Source organism: Odoribacter sp. AF15-53 (genome assembly GCF_003479425.1).
Taxonomy (GTDB): domain Bacteria; phylum Bacteroidota; class Bacteroidia; order Bacteroidales; family Marinifilaceae; genus Butyricimonas.
This window is the reverse complement of record NZ_QUHC01000001.1, coordinates 1,054,951-1,073,206: the sequence shown is the minus strand read 5'-3', so window position 1 is coordinate 1,073,206 and position 18,256 is coordinate 1,054,951. Positions and strand designations below refer to the sequence as shown.

Below are 18,256 nucleotides of genomic sequence, written 5' to 3'. Positions count from 1 at the left end.
CTAAAATTAATAAGGTGCGTACATTTGTAGAAAAGATATTAGGAGCCGAACAGGGCAGTATTGTAGTACGGGAACCGGATTTCGTGATGAGTCATGATAATTCAGCACGGGTGAGATTTTTATTTGAGCGAATCCGGGGGACGAAAGTTTATAATCCTTCCCAGTTGGTGATCGTGTTGGACGGGAAGGTTTCCGGGTTGATGAATGAACTATCCTTGGAGTATAATTCAATACGGGATTTTGTTGAGGAGCAAGGTATAGAACATTTTTATGATTGTGATCGCGGAATCAGTCACCAAGTGCTTTCTGAACTTGTACGTCCCGGGATGTTGATCGTGGGAAGCGACACGCACACGGCAACCGTGGGTGCTTTTAATGCATTTGCAGTGGGGATCAACAAGACGGAGACCGCCGTGTTGTGGAAAACGGGGCAGATGTGGTTCCGGGTTCCCGAAACGATTAAAATCGTGTTGAAAAATAGCCTTCCTGAAGGAGTGTTCGCCAAAGACTTGGCTTTATGGATAAAAGGGATATTAAGCGAGTTGAACGTGAACGAACAAGCTGTCGAGTATCATGGTGATGGCGTTGCTTCTCTGAGCATTGACGACCGCATGACTATAGCGAATATATCTACTGAAATGGGCGTGGTCAGTTCTGCGTTTCCCCCTGACGATCGTTTGGCTGATTACTTTAACGAACCTGCCGTACGAGGTATTTGGGCGGATGAAGACGCTGTTTATTCCCGTTTTATAGAGATCGACCTGGCTAAGGTGTTTCCGTTGATTTATGATACACGTAATCAGGCCGTCCGCTCCGTGGAGGAGTTGGTCGGGTTGAAAATACAACAAGGTCTTATCGGGGCTTGTGCTTCTGGTAGGCTGGAAGATTTAAGATTAGTTTCCATGATTTTGGAAGACAAGCATATCGCTAACGGCTTTCAGTTGTTCGTGGTTCCGGCTTCTAGGGATATTTACCTGCAAGCGGTTGAAGAGGGTATTATTGATAAAATTGCGCAATCGGGAGCGGTGGTTCTTGGTTCCAGTTGTGGGCCATGTCTTGGCGTGGGGCACGTGGCATCTGCGGGGAATAGTCGTTTCCTGTCCACGGCTAACAGCCGTTATATCGGAAGTGCCAATCATTCCGGCGTGGAGAAGTACATTGCCTCTCCGGCCACGGTGGCGATGACCGCCTTGCGGGGCGAATTGACTCCCATGATTCATTTTAAAGGTTCACAATACAAGTATCGAGCAAAAGAAGTTGAACCCGTTGTGTTAGAGATGTATGATTATCGCAAAAGTAACGGTGTGTGGAATTATGCCGATATAGATAATATATCCAGCAACCAGATTTTTGCCGAGAAATTGATGTATCGTCTGACGTTGGAACAGGTGGAGGAGATAAAACCGTATCTGTTTGAAGGATTGGATAAGAATTTTGCTTGTGACGTGAAACCGGGAGATATTATTGTTGCCGGTGAGAATTTTGGGTGCGGGCAATTGGTTAAACATGCAGCCACGGGATTGGTGGCCGTGGGGGTGAAAATGATTATCGTGAAGTCCGTGAATAGAGATTTTTATAGGATGGCTATCAACCATGGTCTACGGATTCTTATCGACTGGGAGATCGTGGATGCATATACGTCTGGTGAGCATTTGGTGATAGATAACGAAAATAATTTATTATATTTGAACGAGAAAACGTATAAACTTCCCCGGATTGATGATACTTTCAGGAAGATCATCGAGAAAGGCGGTTTAATAAAGGCTTTTTCTTGATACGAGAGTGTTTGGAAAAAACCAATTGATATTCATGTGTGTGTTGTTTTTTGCTGTTTCCGGGTGTACTGGAACAGGAAAGAGGGCAGTCCGGTGGGATTGCCCTTATTCTTTAGAGATAATTTCCTCGTGGGTTCGTTTTATTTTTATGTATTTAATATTGCCGACTCATTGCCAAGTTAAAGATAAGATAAAGACGGGCAGACCCCGTCCTTATCTCATTTTTCAATCTTGTTTCTCCCGTTGACAATAATTATTCACCAATTTCGAATTGAATCCTCCTGGTTCAGAATAGAGGAATGTGATACATCAGACCGATGGATAACGTTGAGGTTGAGTAGTTTTCTGCTCCTAGCTGTTTAGCCTTGTTTGTGAAATGATAAGACCGTCCGATGTAGGATGCGAAGAAACGTAAGTTTTCTGTCATGGGATAGTATTCGATACCACCGAAATATCCGTAAGCTGTCCGGTATTTTCCTTTTGACAGTTGATCAGCGTATTTATAGACAGAAGCATTTTCATACATGCCTTTTACGAAAATGTTCCATTTGGGGCGAAAACGATAGTTCAATTTGGTAACCCATGATTCGTAACGGGTGTTTTTAACGCAGGGTTGATCACCTTGAATCCGACTGAGTGTCGAGACAATTCCCCGGTTGTCTAGTTCTTCGTCAGAAAGGTAAAAATCGAGATACATGCTGAATTTTCCTAAGTCCAGTTCATTTCCCAGAGCATAAAAATGATTATTGTATTTCTTGGCTTGACAGAGCAAGGAATAAGACCAACGGGTTCTGAACGTGTTGTTGAAGAAATTCCCGTTCCAGTTGACCGAATAGGCGAGCGGAGCTTTGCTTTCCTCGATGCCTGCGGGAAGTTGCCCGTATATATCTTTCATGGAGGCCGTCCGGCTGTTTACCACTTGCAAGGCAATTTCCTGCGTGGGATTAACCTGGTATGAAAAAGTGATTCCCGTCATGAAATCGAATAGCATGTAATCGATCATATCGCTATACTGGTATATTTCAATCGGGTCCAGATCGTATTCGAATCCCCCGTAGGCTGCAGCCTGCTTCCCGATCGAGGTCGTGAACTTGTCGGTCAAGCGTACGGAAATCATTGCGTAATCGATCGAAGAGGGAAGGTTATCCAGAGCGTGAGGTGTATTGCTACTATTCAGGCGTTGTCTCCAACGGTAGGATAACCAGTCATTGATATCACCCCGGGCTTCTAAACGAAGTTGGTTCATTTTAAAAGCGGCCTGTTCCAGAGAACCGTCAGAGAAAGTTCCATTGAACGTGGCCTGCATATGCAATTTTAAATTGAAGCGATTGGTCTTTTTTTCCATATTCATCACTCTCTCGAAAAGAGAGCGGTTGCTCATGGTGTCATCCAGATGCGATAATAAACCTTGGGCACGTGTACCCAGTAATGATAGCGTGAATAGCGTGACGAGTAATAGTTTTCTTTTCATTCTTGTTATCGGTCAAAAAAATAAAAGCTGGAAATCGTTCGAAAACAGCTTTCCAGCTTTTAGATATTATTTATCATTCACTTATTTCAAAGTGCCTTCTTCTGCTTGTTTTATCATGTTAGCGCTTGCCGTGATATACACTTCTACACGACGGTTTTTGGCACGTCCCTCGGCTGTACTGTTGTCTGCAACCGGTTGATCGAAGGCCAATCCTTCTGTGGTAATCCGGTTACGGGCAATTCCGTTACCTACAAGGAAATTAGCAACGGCTTCCGCACGTTCTTTGGAGATTCTCTCGTTCACGGCACGGGTTCCCGTGTTATCCGTGTGGCCGTAGATCGTGATATCCGTTTCCGGGGAATTCTTTAATGACGTGGCGAATTTAGTCAAGGCATCTCTTGAAGAGGCGCTTAATTGACTGGAATTTGTGGCGAATAATATCCCGTTATCAAAAGTTACCTTGATGGCTTGTAAGTCGTTGGCATCGGTAACGGTTTCTACTTGGGCACCTTCAATGGCTTCCAGCTCTTTCTTTTGCTTATCCATTTTCTTTCCGATCAAGGCTCCTGTTCCGGCCCCCACAGCTCCACCCACGGCGGCCCCGATTGCAGCTCCTTTACCTTTACCTACCAAGGCACCGATTCCAGCTCCGAGTGCAGCACCGCCTCCGGCCCCAATAGCGGCCCCTTTGCCCGTGTTACTCATAGATGCGCAACCGGAAAGAATAATACTCCCGCTTAACGCTAAAATAGTGAGTAGATTAGTTTTTTTCATAGTAATAGTTTTGTTTTAAATACTGGTTTAAATCCTTGCTCTAATATTGTACAAAAATAACATTCGGAAGAGTAATTGCAAAATAAAAACCGGACAAAAGAAAAGAGGAGATTCCCGAAGAAATTTCCTCTTTTTGTAGTGTTGTCCCACTCAATTAGAACATCGGTAATTGATAAATAAATCCGACTTCCAGTCTTTGGGTGTTATAGTTTCCGAATCCAAGTACTTCAGCTTTGTTGGTGAAGTTGTAACTGCGGCCCACGAAAGTACAGAAGAAATGCAAGTTGCTTTCCATGGGATAATATTCGATTCCGGTCAAGTAACCGTATGAAGTACGATATTTACCTTTTTCAATGTCTCCGGTAGCTTTGAATACAGAAGCTGTTTCGTACATTCCTTTCACAAAAACATTCCATTTTGGCAAGAAACGATAATTTACTTTAGCCACAAGTGACATGTATTTAGCGTTTAGTGCCTTGTGTCCGTCTTCTTCTCCCACGATTCCGGTAATGATACCTTTTCGGTCAATGTCCTCGTCCGAGTACATGAAGTCTACGAATGCATTTACTTTTTTAGAAAAGGTAAAGTCATTACCTAATGCGTAATAATACATTTGTTTGTCTTTCGTTTCGGACATGATAGAAGCTGACCAACGGGTTTTGTAGAAACCGTCAAATAGGCTACCGTTCCAGTTTAAAGTATACAGAAGCGGGGCACGACCTTTTTCGAATCCGGGACCGTAAGTCTCATCTTGAGAACCGTTACGGCTATCTAAAATCTGGAATTGAATCTGGTGATTGTCGCAAATCTGGTAAGCGATATTCAAACCGGTCATGAAGTTACTCATGTTCTCGATCATATCACTATACTCGTAAATCTCGATCGGGTTCAAGTCAAATTCGATACCACCATAAGCAGCACATTGTTTTCCGGCAAAGAAAGAAAATTGATCGTTCAGTTTCACTCCAATTCCGGCGATATCGATAGAGGTGGGCATGTTGTCGATATTGTTACCGCCATTGTTTCCGCGGTTTAATCGTTGTCTCCAACGATAAGATAACCAAGGGGTAACGTTACCTTTAGCTTCGATACGAAATTGGCGCATTTTGAAAGCAGCCTCGCTCAAACCGTTCATATCATAATTAAAACTGGCATCGAAAGAACCTTGCATGTTCAAATAGAAATTGAACCAGTCTATTTTCTTTTCCATTTGGGTTACCCGTTCGAAAAGAGTCTTTTCATTCGGGGTACTTTGCGCGAAAACACCTGCTGCACAGCCCATAACAAGTACTAATAAAGCTATTCTTTTCATATTTTGAGTTTATATTTGAAATATAACATTCCTTTCTTTGTTCGATTTGATCAAAGTTCTGCAAATAGAGTAGGGGTACAAGTTCACAAGTTGCTCTCGTACTAATTGGTTCGGATAACTTGTGAACTTGTAACCTATAACTGCATATTAATATTCGTTGAAATATTGTTGGATTTGCTTCCAGTCGTTGGTTTTGGTCAAAGCCAACATTAAAAGGATTCTTGATTTCTGCGGGTTCAATTCCTGTGAAGCGATAAATTTGTATTGATTGTCATCAACCTCCGCGTCAAGTGTGGTAGGCCCTGTCGGTACACGAGTAGAACGAACGATAAGGATACCCTTATTGCGTGCGTTGATCAGTTCCGGGAACACGTTTTTGTGGATGTTGCCATTACCTAATCCGGCATGGATAATTCCCTTGTAACCACTGTTGGCCATCATCTTCACAACATCACCTTCCATGTTTGAATAGCTGTACACGATACCAACTTTCGGCAATGAATTCAAATTCGTCACGTCGAATACGGACTGACTAGTGTGTTTTTTCAACGTTGATTGATTGTAGAACACTTTACCGTTGTAGATATAACCAAGGGCTCCGGAGTTTGGTGCTTGGAAAGTCTGAACGTCAATTGTGTTCATTTTCAATACACTGTGAGCGCCAATGATTAAACCGTTCATGGCAACCAACACGCCTTTACCGATAGACTCTTTCGCTCCGGCGGTAACAACAGCGTTGTACAAGTTTAACGGGCCGTCAGCACTGATTGCCGTAGACGGGCGCATTGCACCAACGAGAACAACCGGTTTGTTGCTTTTCACGACAAGATTCAAGAAATAGGCCGTTTCTTCCATGGTATCGGTTCCGTGAGTGATCACGATTCCGTCGATATCTTTTCTGGCCAACAGTTTGTTGATCGTTTTTGCAAGTGTCAACCACACGTCGTCTGTCATATCCTGTGAACCGATCTTCACGATTTGTTCTCCAGTCACGTTGGCTATTTTCTGAATTTCCGGAACAGCAGACAGAAGAGTCCCGATAGCTACTTGTCCGGCAGTATAGTTGGTTCCGGTTGAAGAGGCTCCGGTTCCTGCAATCGTACCACCTGTTGCCAGAATATGGATATTAGGCAACTTTTGAGCGAATGTAGTCGCTACGGAGAATAGCACCAAGGCTACCAGCAAACTTAAATTTCTAAACATTTTCATAACCTGTAATTTTAAATTTACTTATAAATTAGAGTACTTAAAAAATCTGTATAAATAGTAATCCCAGCCCGACGGCGACCACCGTGGCAACGAGGCCAGGCATCATGAATGAGTGATTCAGCACGTATTTCCCGATACGAGTCGTACCCGTTCGGTCAAAATTTATCGCCGCGACAACGGTGGGGTAGTTTGGTATAAAGAAATACCCGTTCACGGCCGGGAACATGGCTATCAACATATAAGGCGATATACCTAGGGCGATTCCGAGCGGCATGAGAGCCCGCACGGTGGCAGCCTGGCTATATAATAATATGGACATCACGAACAATGCGATTCCGAACAACCAAGGCATCTGTCTTACGATCTCCTCGATAGAGGTTTTCAATTCGGTCATATTTCCTTGCAAGAACGTGTCACCCATCCAGGCGATACCGAAGATTGCGACCACGGCTTGCATACCAGCACCAAACACGGAACCCTGAGCGGCTTTTAACCCGTCGGTACGAGTTACCAGCAAGATGATGGCGGCTGCGGATAACATTAATATTTCAATAATGTAAGGCATATCCAGCAAAACTTGATTACCGTCAATCATGAAAGAAGGACGCATCGAGTCGATAGAACCGAACAACACGATAAACACGGTGGCAATAACGAACACTAGAACAGAAAGGCTTGCTTTTCTTTGGTTGGCAACATCTTTTGACTCGTATTTCTTGTCGCTGAAAACACCTTCTTTCAGACGTTTCTGGTATTCCGGATCATCCACCAACTCTTTTCCCACGCGCATGGAGAAGAATGCCCCGACGAGCACGCCGATGAGTGTGGCGGGAATGGTGATTTTCAGTATATCAAACAGGCTAATATCAAACCCGGTCAGTAACCCGAGTAGTGCGACCGTCGCTGCTGATATGGGGCTGGCGGTAATGGCCTGTTGCGAAGCGATTACTGCAATTCCCAGAGGGCGTTCCGGTCGGATTTTGGTTTCGGTAGCAACTTCGGCGATAACCGGGAGTACGGAATAGGCAACGTGTCCTGTACCTGCGATAAACGTGAACACGTAAGTTACTAACGGACTCAAGATCGTCACGTGAGCTGGATTCTTTCTTAATAACCGTTCGGCAACTTTGACCATCAAGTCCAAGCCTCCGGCGGCTTGCATACAAGCTGCGGCAGAAATTACCGCCACGATCATAAGCATGACATCAATAGGGGGTGCCGTGGGTTGCAAACCGAAAACGAAGGTCAATATTCCCAGTCCGATTCCTCCCATAACCCCCAGTCCGATTCCTCCCAGACGCGCTCCGATGATGATTGCTGTTAAAACGAAAGCTAGTTGTAAAATCATCTCATCTATTTATTTAAAGTTTTATTATTCAATCATTATCAAATTGTACACGATATCTCGTACGATTATGCGATCATGAAAGTTTCATTTTCCGTGAAATAGTTGAAATTTTTTGTTATTTATCTGAAATGAGTATAAATATGGACTGTCTTTCATATACTTCTTAACTTAAACTATTGATGAAGATGCAAAATTTAAGCCAAAAGTGCTATTTTTGTCCTAAATTTTAACAATTATGCAAGACCTTTACTTGTTTAATCCGGATAACGAAATTTCAATCGCCAATGGGACAAATGGTTACACTCCGAAAGCAAATATTTCCATTATGGCGAGTGATCTTGCATATTTGTCTGCATATTTATCTAACAAGGGTGATTACGTGTTAGTATCCGGTATCCCGGATGTTGCTTTCATTCGGAGTCGGGAGGGTATTTTCGGGTTGGATTGCCAACCTGTTGTCTGGGAAAAAGCGCAAATCATCACTTTTAACGAGTTAAAGCCGTGGGGATGGAGCCCGCGGGTGCATAACCTGCTGAAAGATTTAAAAAAAAGTTGCAACGAACAGTTCTGCCGGGGAGTTATGGCAGAATGGAGTGATGGGCGACGGGAACTATATAGTCGCCGAATGGCTGCCATTTGTTTGGCGAAAGTCTTGCGGACTGTTCCAGGCATTGATGCCACGATCATACCGCGGGAATGTGGTTCTTTGGAGGCAATCCGTTGTCTCTCCGAACAGGAAAACATTGTGGCGAAAGCTCCTTGGTCCTCTTCCGGTAAAGGAATATTATTCATTCCGAAGGGAAAAATGACTTATAAGGAAGAAGAAGTGTTGTCCGGTATTTTGCACAAACAAGGATACGTGATGGTCGAGCGAAGACTGAATCGGGTGCTGGATTTTGCCTTGGAGTTCGAGATGGATTATTCATTTCACTTGAATTTTTTGGGGTATTCTGTCTTTCACACCAGTAAAAGGGGGGAGTACGAGGGGAATATCGTGGCTGCCGAATCCCGATTGAAAGAAATTATTGCCGGGTATATAGGTGTGGAGATGCTGGATATGGTGCGGGAACAACTTGCCCTGATTTTGGCTACTGAATTCCGAGGGAAATATACGGGATGTTTTGGTGTGGATATGATGATATACGAGGATGTTGAAGGTCATTTTCGTGTTCACCCTTGTGTTGAAATAAATTTGCGTTATAACATGGGGATCGTGGCCGGACGTCTACAACGTTATTTATCTGAAGGTTCCGAGGGTATTTTTATGATCCGTTTTTCTGCCAAACCGGGAGAATTATTGCGATCGATACGGCAAAATGAACAAGATCATCCCTTGGTCATGACGGGAAGTAAGATCGAATCCGGATATATTAATTTAACTCCCGTATCCCTTGATTCTCGCTTCGTGGCGGAGTTTATAGTAAACAAAGAATAAAAAGTTTGTAAAATTTATGAACTTTTATGGGGAAAATAAGGAAAAATTTATTCTCTTTGTTGTTGTTAATAATAAAGGATCAGGCACTAATTTATAGACAAGCGTATGCATACGAAGATGAAAGGTGAGGGTATTAGGAGGCTTTTTGTTGAACAAATTGTTCCTACCATGGAAAATCATGGATTTACTTTTTCGAAAGCGAGGAATGCGTTTGTCTATGAAGACCGGGAATGGAAGAACGAGTGTATTCTTCGGTTCACGAACTGGGAAAATGATCAATTGTCCCTGCGCACGGAATATTTTGTTACAAGTAAAAGGATTAGTCAACTCTACCGGGAAGCTATTCTGGAGAAGGATTGTATGCCTACTTGTGGCGTGCTGGATGTCGGTTGGGCGTACAAGTTTCTAGGAGTGCCATTGGATGACAGACCTTGGTTCGAAATGAATATTGCCAAGCTCGATTCGATTGTGCAGAAGTGGATTGTAGAATTCGAAAGCGTGGGGCTTTCTTTTTTCAAGGAGATGAATGATTACGAGAAGTTGGCCAAAGCATTGGATATTTTCAATGTTTCCGGCTGGGCTCCTTTATCGGTGTGGACCGGGGAACGCATTTTGCACGGGATATGCCTCTATTATTTGAATACACGGGATAAATGCAAAACACTGGAGCTTTTTGATCTGTATCGTCAAAAAGTCAGTGAAATGGAATTCCCATCTATCAAGGATCAATTCGAACGATTAGAACGATATATACGTGACCTGCCGGATTTGGAACCTGTTTCCCGGAAAAATAAAGATAAAGGAAGTATCATTAAATAGGTAAAGTCATGGTCACTAAAAAAGAAAATGCAAAACCAAAGGAATTCAAAGGGGTATCCTTCGATGTTTTGGCCGTCGGGGAGAAATCTATGGTAACCCGGATGAATTACAAAATCGGGGATAATGTCCCAGCACATGCTCATCCCAACGAACAAAGCGGTTACGTGGTTTCCGGTAAGTACAGGATTCGTTACCAAGATGTGGATGAAATTCTTACTTCCGGGGATAGTTATTCGATTCCCGAAGACGTGGCACATGCTTGGGAAGTGCTGGAAGCGGGGGAGGTGATTGATGTGTTTACTCCTGTACGGGAAGATTATTTATAAGAGAAAAAGAAATGAAAACTGTATGTTACTTTACCTTTTTTCTACTGGCGCTTTTTAGTGTGGCTTGTAGTGATAATGATGAAAAGCCTGTTGCTCTTTACGTTTCGTCCGGACAGGTGCAAATAAATGAATTTTCGGTGTCTGTCGGGGAAAACTGGTTGAGAGCGGGAGGTGGGAGTGGTGTGTATACGGTCTATTCAAGTGATGTCGATATAGTGAAGGCTGAGATTTCGAAAGATGTTATCACGTTGAAAGCCTATTAGGTGGGAGTGGTCGAAATCACGGTAAAGGATAACCGGGATGAGCAGGCCACGATCCGGGTGACTGTGATTCCGAGGGTCATGTCTATGGAGGTGACGGAAATTTATCCTCATATTGAATATATTGATAATGAAAAAGGCATAGAGGTCGAGGAAGAAGTAAAAAAAGATATTATCGAAAATTTGGATGTTTCCGTGGGGTGGCGTTTCGAACTGGAACGGAAAAATTGGAACGGAAAGTACAATTCAAAGGGTAAATTAACCGTTTACCCCGTGTCGGGTGGTGAACCTATCGAGGGAACATTCAAGATAGGTTACGGGCCTAAAACAGTATTAACTCTCGAATACGGGGATCAAAAGCATATCTTGGAAACTCCTGAAGTTTCAGTTACGGGAAAATCAAGAGATACGGGACCTTTACACATGACTTTCGTGCTGGATTATACTGGGAAGTATTCAGGGTTATACCCCGGGGCGAATTTCTCGCATGTGGGATGCGGCATAAAAATAACTATGTGAGGTAGATAACCTGTTCTTCATGCTTTCTTTTGCTTCCCAGACACTGGCGAAAGAATTAAAAAGATCGTGTATAAATTAAGCCTTAACGGGTGGAAAATATATCGAAAAACTTTCGATATTGTGGCTTATTTTTATTATATTTGTACGTTTTGTGGAGAAACAAGTGATAAGCTGTGAATGAATAAATTAGCAGGTTTTAGAAATAAGGAAAAACAATATAAAGATATCATATGAGTGAAGAATTAGAGCAGAACATGAGTGAAGAAACAGGGCAAACGAATAATGAATACTCGGCTGATAGTATTCAGGTGTTGGAGGGGTTGGAGGCCGTTCGTATGCGGCCGTCCATGTACATCGGTGATGTAAACACGAAAGGACTGCATCATTTGGTGTACGAGGTTGTCGACAACTCCATTGACGAGGCGTTAGCCGGCTATTGTAAAAATATAGATGTTATTATTAACGAGGATAACTCGATCTCCGTGAGTGATGACGGTCGTGGTATCCCGACAGGAATGAACCAGAAAGAGAACCGTTCGGCTCTTGAAGTCGTGATGACGGTTTTGCATGCTGGGGGTAAGTTCGATAAAGGTTCGTACAAAGTTTCCGGAGGTCTTCATGGTGTGGGAGTTTCCTGCGTGAATGCGCTTTCAACGACGCTGATCGCTACCGTTTACCGTGAAGGTAAGATTTGGAATCAGGAATATAGCAAAGGAGTCCCGGTATCGGGAGTCGAGGTGATCGGGGAAACTGATCGCACGGGAACGACCATTTATTTCAAACCAGATGAAACGATATTTTACGAGACAGAATATAAATATGATATCCTAGCAGCCCGTTTGCGAGAACTCGCTTACCTGAACCGGGGAATCCGCTTGACATTGACTGACAAACGGAATATAGATCCGGATACGAAGGGATTCCGGACAGAAGTTTTCTATTCGGAAAAAGGATTGAGTGAATTCGTGGAATATTTGGACGAGAACCGAGAGAAGTTGATTGACGAAACCATTCACATCACTACCGAGAAGAATGGAATACCTATCGAGGTTGCCATGCATTATAACACGGAATTTAAAGAAAACGTGTACTCTTACGTGAATAATATTAACACGCTTGAGGGAGGTACGCACCTTGCAGGGTTCCGTCGTGGAATTATGCAGACGTTAAAGGCATACGCTGATAATTCGGGTATGTTGAGTAAGTTGAAATTTGATATTAGCGGAGAAGATTTTCGCGAGGGTTTGACTGCGATTATCTCTGTGAAAGTGGCAGAGCCTCAGTTCGAGGGACAGACTAAGACCAAGTTAGGTAACACCGAGGTTGGTACCGCAGTCGCCCAGGCTGTCAGCACTACTCTAGCGAATTACTTGGAAGAACACCCAAAAGATGCCCGTTCAATTGTAGATAAGGTAATTCTCGCTGCCCAAGCCCGTCATGCCGCTCGTAAAGCGCGGGAGATGGTGCAACGGAAAACGGTACTTTCTGGATCGGGACTTCCCGGTAAACTGGCTGATTGTTCTGACAACAACCCGGAAAACTGTGAGATATTTCTGGTAGAGGGAGACTCTGCAGGGGGTACTGCAAAACAAGGTCGTGACCGTAAATTCCAGGCGATCCTGCCGTTGAGAGGTAAGATCCTAAACGTGGAAAAAGCTTTGGCTCATCGAGTATGGGAAAGCGAAGAGATCAAAATCATTTTCCAAGCCTTGGGAATCACGATTGGTACGGCTGAAGACAGTAAAGCCGTTAACCTAGAGAAGATACGTTATCACAAGATTGTGATCATGGCCGATGCCGATGTCGACGGGGCACATATCGCCACGTTAATTATGACGTTATTCTTCCGCTACATGAGATCGGTTATCGAGAATGGATATCTGTATATTGCAACCCCGCCTTTATTCTCCGTGAAGAAAGGAAAAGAACAACGTTATTGCTGGACAGACGAGCAACGTTTACAGTTGATCCAAGAAATGGGAGGGGGAAGAGAAAATAGCTTGCATATCCAGCGTTACAAAGGTCTTGGTGAGATGACGGCTACTCAATTGTGGGACACGACCATGTCTCCTGACGGAAGAATATTGCGCCAGGTAACGATCGAGAATGCGGCAGAAGCAGATCGGATATTCTCCATGCTTATGGGAGATGATGTTCCGCCTCGCAGACAATTCATCGAACAGAACGCTACCTACGCAAACATTGACGCTTAAGTGTTAATATGATTACAGGTTACAAGTTGGCAGGTTACAGGTTAAGTAACCAACTTGTAACCTGTAATTCTTTTTATAAACCTGTTTTTTTATAACTAGTAACCTGTAAGTTGTCAACTTGAAACTTTTTTTGAATATGAATATTTGTGTGTTTTGTGCTTCGTCCGAGAATGTGGGGCGTGTGTATTTTGAGGCTGCAGCCGATTTGGGAAGAGAGATCGTGAATCATGGTTGGGATTTGCTTTACGGGGGAACAAATTGTGGGTTGATGCGTGAGGTTTCAGATACGGTAAAGAATGCCGGGGGGAAGGTTACAGGGATTATTCCCCAGTGTATCGTGGACCGGGGTGTGTCGGCGCAAGGTATTTCCGAGTTGATCGTGGCTCCTGACATGAAAGAACGAAAAAGCCTAATGCGTGAAAAAGCGGATGCGTTCATCGCCTTACCTGGAGGATGGGGGACGTTGGAAGAGATTACCGAGGTGATCACGTTGAAACAACTGGGCATGCACAACAAGCCGATTGTTTTCATTAACACGAATGATTTCTACGAGTATTTTTTCCTGTTCATTAATAATATACGGAAAGAAGGATTCGTGTCAACGGCCTATGATGGGCTGTATACAGTTGCAAACACTGTGGAAGAAGCTGTGGAATACATTAAGAAATACCAGGTTAAGGAATTTTCAAGCAAATATTGAAAAAAACTTGTTTTTTTTATATTTATGTTCTATATTTACAGAGCTAATATAGCGTATGAGTTGACTATTGTAGTGATACAAAAGTTTGGTTAGTTTAGTTTAGAATGTAAAGGGTGGCGTAAGTCACCCTTTATTTATTTAGAATATCAAATGCCAGATTTCCATTTGCAGGAATTTTCAAGTTAAAATAGTCATGATTTTAGGAAGATATAAGGTCACAACACCGTTACAACATCGCTACACCTCCCGTACAACACCGCAAACGAGTGGTGTTGTACGGGAGGTGTAGCGGTTATAGAGTAAATGTAGGAACTGATGTGGCTAGTAAAAATTCTTGTAAATTTTGGGTCTGGAAGAGTATCGGTCTGATTTATCCCGTAGGATATACAAAAAATACTTGTATCCTTACAATTGTGAGGTATACAAGTATTATATTTATAGGAGAGAAACTCTTAGTTTTCCATAAGTCCTCTTCCGATCTTCCGGATTTCGTTTTTCTCTTTCAATAATGTAACTGTTTTGTCGAGGACACCATTGATAAAACCGCTACTTTTCGGGGAACAGTAACTCTTGGAGATTTCAATATATTCATCCAAAGTTACTTTCACGGGAATAGAAGGAAAATATTTTAGTTCACTGATTGCGGCGTTCATGATCAACTTATCCATGTCGGAAATGCGATCCAGTTCCCAGTTCGTCGTGAACTGATCGATGATTTCCATGTTCTCTTTCATGTCGAGAATGGATTTCCGGAACAAGGTTTTGGCAAAATCTAAATCTTCATCTTCGTTGTACAAGGTAATGAAGAAAACGGTGTCTTCGGAATAACTTTCCTTCATGTTTTTGAGAGTCTTGTACACGATACTCAGCACAAGTTCGAAATCATCATTCCAGAAAATATTCTTCTCTTCCATGGCCTGTGAGAAATTCTCGTCCTCGGCGATTAGCTCCGTGAGTATGTTAAGCACAAGTTGTTTGTGATCCTCGTAAGTCACGGTAGGTTTGGTCATGTATAAATTGAAAAAATCAGATTCAACTAGCCGATCGTGCAACGAGGCAACCACGTCCTGACATTCGTTCAGGGAAACCAAATTGGTGGAAACGTAAGTTTTGAATTTCCGGTTATTGGCAATTTGGTTGATTACCGGGTTGTCGATAAAACGGGTGTTGGGGTTCAAGTCTTTAGGTGAAGCAAGCTTCCGGTTACGGGCTGCATCTATTTTTAAAAATGCCCGACGTTGGATTTCCGTGATTAAAAGAAAAACGTGGTAATATAGATCCGTACTCTTGTTTATACTTTTGAACAAATCTCTTTCCACTTCCGTGATCGTTACTCCCTCTTTCTTTGTGTAAGAATATAAAAGTTGTAAAACTTTAATTCGAATTAATCTTCTGCTTGTCATTTTATAAAGAACTATATGTTTAAACCGGTGCGCAAAAGTACTAATTTAATTGAAAACGGAAAATTGAAAATGGAAAATTATTAGTACTTTCGCATGATTTATGCAATAAAGTAGAGGAATGATAAAGAATATCCATATAAGAAATTATGCTCTGATTGATAAGACGGATATCGAATTGGAGAAAGGGTTTACAATTATCACCGGTGAAACGGGTGCGGGAAAGTCCATTTTACTGGGAGCGATCGGGTTGACCTTAGGACAACGGGCCGATGTTGCTGCTATTATGGATAAAAGCAGGAAGTGCGTGGTAGAAATTACATATAATGTTGTGGGATACGATTTGCAGCGATGGTTTGTTGACAATGATTTGGATTATGATGACTTTGTTGTTGTGCGGAGAGAGTTAATGGCAGACGGCAAATCGCGGGCTTTTATTAACGATACTCCTGTCAACAATAAGGTGTTGAAGGAATTCGGGAGTTTCCTGATAGATGTGCATTCGCAGCACCAATCTTTACTGATCGGGCAACCGGAGTACCAATTGGAGATACTGGATGCTTTTTGTGGCAATCAATCCTTGTTGAAAGATTATAAAGTGAAATATGCCCGTCGTCAGGGTGTATTGGCGGAATTGAATTTCGTGAAACAAAAGGCTAGAGAAGCTGCGCAAGAGGAGGATTATTTGAAGTTCCAGTTCAACCAGTTGGACGAGGCACGACTACGGGAAGGGGAACAACGGGAATTGGAAGAGGAATTGGCTGTATTGAATAATGCGGAAAGTATTAAATCTGCTTTTTCCGAATCCACGTACGTGTTGACAGAAGCGGAGGTTCCTGTGATCCCGTCTTTAAAAGGGCTGAAAAATAAAATGGCCTCGCTGGAAGGGGTGGTAAAAGAGGCTACCGACTACGAACAACGATTGAATTCCGTGATTCTTGAATTGGAAGACATTGCCGACGAGTGCGAACGGGTGGCCGAACGGGTGGAGTATAATCCGGTCCGGGTAGATACGATTAACGATCGGTTGAACGTGATGTATGATTTATTGCACAAGCATCGGGTAGAGAGGACAGAGGATCTGATCACTCTGAAAGAGGCGTTAGGCGAAAAATTGAAAGGAATACAGTCTTTTGCCACGCAAATAGAAGAGTTAGAGAAGCAAATCAACGTGTTGGAGAAGGAAATGGACGTGTTGGCGGGAAAAATTCATAAAGCTCGCGTGGAATCGGAACAGAAATTGAGAGAAGAAATGCGGGGATTACTGGTTGGTATGGGTATCAAGCATGCCGTGTTTAAAGTTGTGATTACTCCTTTGGATCATTTTACCCCGACAGGAAAAGATGACGTGAGTTTTCTGTTTGCGGCCAATAAAAATCAAGAGCCAGGAGAATTGGCTAAAGTGGCTTCTGGGGGAGAGATTTCACGATTGATGTTATCATTAAAATACATTCTGTCACGTACGAAACAGTTGCCCGTGATTATCTTTGACGAGATCGATACGGGGGTTTCCGGTGAGATCGCTCATAGTATGGCGGCGATGATGAAAGAAATGGCCGAACGGATGCAAGTGATCAGTATTTCTCATTTACCCCAGATTGCGGCTGCGGGAGATACCCATTTTAAGGTATATAAAGAAGACGATCAGGAAGGAACCATTTCGCGTATCCGTCGTTTAACAGATGAAGAGAGAGTGATCGAGATCGCCGGAATGATCAGTGGAAGCGTTGTTAGCAAGGCTGCATTGGAAAATGCCCGGTTGTTGCTTGGTCAGTTTTAGAAAATGATTTTTTAATTTAATACGAGTATATGAGTTACAATTTATTGAAAGGGAAAAAGGGAATAATATTCGGTGCGTTGAATGAAATGTCTATCGCGTGGAAAGTGGCGGAGAAATGTTTGGAGGAAGGTGCACAGATTGTTTTGACGAACACGGAATTATCTATTCGGATGGGGCAAGTGAAGGATTTCGCGGCGAAGAATAATGTACCTTTGATTCCTGCGGATGCAACGAGCGAGGAGGATTTGGAGCAATTGTTCTCGAAAGCAATGGATTTGTTGGGTGGTAAGATTGATTTTATATTACATTCGGTAGCCATGTCGTTGAACGTGAGAAAAAAACGTCCTTACGATGATCTGGATTATGATTTTTTGCAAAAAACATTAGATATTTCGGCTATTTCTTTCCATAAGGTTCTCCAGACGGCAAAGAAGTTGGATGCCATGAATGAATGGGGGTCTGTCGTGGCGCTTTCATACGTGGCGGCACAACGTACCATGTTTGAATACAACGATATGGCGGATGCGAAAGCCATGTTGGAATCTATCGCCCGGAGTTTCGGGTATATTTACGGGCGGGAGAAACGGATTCGGGTGAATACGATCTCTCAGTCTCCGACTGTGACCACGGCGGGTAGCGGTATCAAGGGATTTGATTCTTTGATCGATTTTGCGGAACGGATGTCTCCACTGGGGAATGCCTCTGCCGACGAGTGTGCAAATTATTGTATAACCTTGTTTTCTGATCTTACCCGTAAGGTAACCATGCAGAATTTATTCCATGACGGAGGGTTCTCCAGTATGGGTATGAGTTACCGGGCTATGCATCAGTATAACAAGAGTTTTGAGAACGAAAACGACAAATAAATCGAGTGATTGGGTGATTGTCGATGAAATGATTCTGTGATTATAAGAG

General features: G+C 43.0%; 16 protein-coding genes. 10 read left to right on the top strand and 6 right to left on the bottom strand.

What is annotated here, in order from left to right:
• Positions 1 to 14 precede the first annotated feature (14 nt).
• On the top strand, positions 15 to 1,775 hold the full coding sequence (locus DWW52_RS04335) for an aconitase family protein (protein WP_118714210.1): 1,761 nt from the start codon (positions 15 to 17) through the stop codon (positions 1,773 to 1,775).
• Between the two features lie 286 nt (positions 1,776 to 2,061).
• Here DWW52_RS04335 and DWW52_RS04330 read toward each other — a convergent pair whose 3' ends face one another.
• From DWW52_RS04330 to DWW52_RS04310, 5 genes are all read right to left on the bottom strand, one after another.
• Positions 2,062 to 3,246 carry a porin gene (locus tag DWW52_RS04330; protein WP_118714209.1) on the bottom strand — a complete coding sequence of 395 codons (1,185 nt, stop codon included), beginning with the start codon at positions 3,244 to 3,246 and terminating at the stop codon, positions 2,062 to 2,064.
• 81 nt (positions 3,247 to 3,327) lie between these two features.
• Positions 3,328 to 4,020, bottom strand: coding sequence for an OmpA family protein (locus DWW52_RS04325; RefSeq protein WP_118714208.1), 693 nt, complete (start codon positions 4,018 to 4,020; stop codon positions 3,328 to 3,330).
• A 154-nt stretch (positions 4,021 to 4,174) separates the two neighbouring features.
• Complete coding sequence (locus tag DWW52_RS04320; RefSeq protein WP_118714207.1) at positions 4,175 to 5,332, bottom strand: porin; 1,158 nt, start codon at positions 5,330 to 5,332, stop codon at positions 4,175 to 4,177.
• A gap of 147 nt (positions 5,333 to 5,479) precedes the next feature.
• Positions 5,480 to 6,541 carry an L-asparaginase 2 gene (gene ansB, locus DWW52_RS04315; protein WP_118714206.1) on the bottom strand — a complete coding sequence of 354 codons (1,062 nt, stop codon included), beginning with the start codon at positions 6,539 to 6,541 and terminating at the stop codon, positions 5,480 to 5,482.
• Positions 6,542 to 6,578: 37 nt separating this feature from the next.
• The gene (locus DWW52_RS04310) at positions 6,579 to 7,889 is read right to left on the bottom strand and encodes an anaerobic C4-dicarboxylate transporter family protein (RefSeq protein ID WP_118714205.1); all 1,311 of its coding nucleotides are present in this window, start codon (positions 7,887 to 7,889) and stop codon (positions 6,579 to 6,581) included.
• Positions 7,890 to 8,124: 235 nt separating this feature from the next.
• On the opposite strand from DWW52_RS04310, the gene DWW52_RS04305 reads away from it, so the two are divergent.
• From DWW52_RS04305 to DWW52_RS04275, 7 genes are all read left to right on the top strand, one after another.
• Positions 8,125 to 9,324 carry a hypothetical protein gene (locus tag DWW52_RS04305; RefSeq protein ID WP_118714204.1) on the top strand — a complete coding sequence of 400 codons (1,200 nt, stop codon included), beginning with the start codon at positions 8,125 to 8,127 and terminating at the stop codon, positions 9,322 to 9,324.
• A gap of 168 nt (positions 9,325 to 9,492) precedes the next feature.
• Positions 9,493 to 10,143 (top strand): hypothetical protein, encoded by a 651-nt coding sequence (locus tag DWW52_RS04300; protein WP_148315326.1) that lies wholly within the window; start codon positions 9,493 to 9,495, stop codon positions 10,141 to 10,143.
• An 8-nt stretch (positions 10,144 to 10,151) separates the two neighbouring features.
• Positions 10,152 to 10,469, top strand: a complete 318-nt coding sequence (locus DWW52_RS04295; protein WP_118714202.1) for a cupin domain-containing protein — start codon at positions 10,152 to 10,154, stop codon at positions 10,467 to 10,469.
• 11 nt (positions 10,470 to 10,480) lie between these two features.
• On the top strand, positions 10,481 to 10,732 hold the full coding sequence (locus DWW52_RS04290) for a hypothetical protein (RefSeq protein ID WP_118714201.1): 252 nt from the start codon (positions 10,481 to 10,483) through the stop codon (positions 10,730 to 10,732).
• Positions 10,733 to 11,248 carry a hypothetical protein gene (locus DWW52_RS04285; protein WP_118714200.1) on the top strand — a complete coding sequence of 172 codons (516 nt, stop codon included), beginning with the start codon at positions 10,733 to 10,735 and terminating at the stop codon, positions 11,246 to 11,248. It begins immediately after the preceding gene.
• A gap of 254 nt (positions 11,249 to 11,502) precedes the next feature.
• Entirely contained in the window at positions 11,503 to 13,461 is a 1,959-nt protein-coding gene (gene gyrB / locus DWW52_RS04280) for a DNA topoisomerase (ATP-hydrolyzing) subunit B (RefSeq protein WP_118714316.1), read from the top strand.
• 136 nt (positions 13,462 to 13,597) lie between these two features.
• Positions 13,598 to 14,161, top strand: coding sequence for a TIGR00730 family Rossman fold protein (locus DWW52_RS04275; protein ID WP_118714199.1), 564 nt, complete (start codon positions 13,598 to 13,600; stop codon positions 14,159 to 14,161).
• Positions 14,162 to 14,613: 452 nt separating this feature from the next.
• Here DWW52_RS04275 and DWW52_RS04270 read toward each other — a convergent pair whose 3' ends face one another.
• On the bottom strand, positions 14,614 to 15,564 hold the full coding sequence (locus tag DWW52_RS04270) for a transcription antitermination protein NusB (protein WP_118714198.1): 951 nt from the start codon (positions 15,562 to 15,564) through the stop codon (positions 14,614 to 14,616).
• A 118-nt stretch (positions 15,565 to 15,682) separates the two neighbouring features.
• Between DWW52_RS04270 and recN the strand changes: the two genes are divergently transcribed.
• Together recN and DWW52_RS04260 are read left to right on the top strand one after the other, a co-directional pair.
• Positions 15,683 to 17,341 (top strand): DNA repair protein RecN, encoded by a 1,659-nt coding sequence (gene recN / locus DWW52_RS04265; protein WP_118714197.1) that lies wholly within the window; start codon positions 15,683 to 15,685, stop codon positions 17,339 to 17,341.
• A gap of 29 nt (positions 17,342 to 17,370) precedes the next feature.
• Positions 17,371 to 18,207 carry an enoyl-ACP reductase gene (locus DWW52_RS04260; RefSeq protein WP_118714196.1) on the top strand — a complete coding sequence of 279 codons (837 nt, stop codon included), beginning with the start codon at positions 17,371 to 17,373 and terminating at the stop codon, positions 18,205 to 18,207.
• The last annotated feature ends 49 nt before the right edge of the window (positions 18,208 to 18,256 follow it).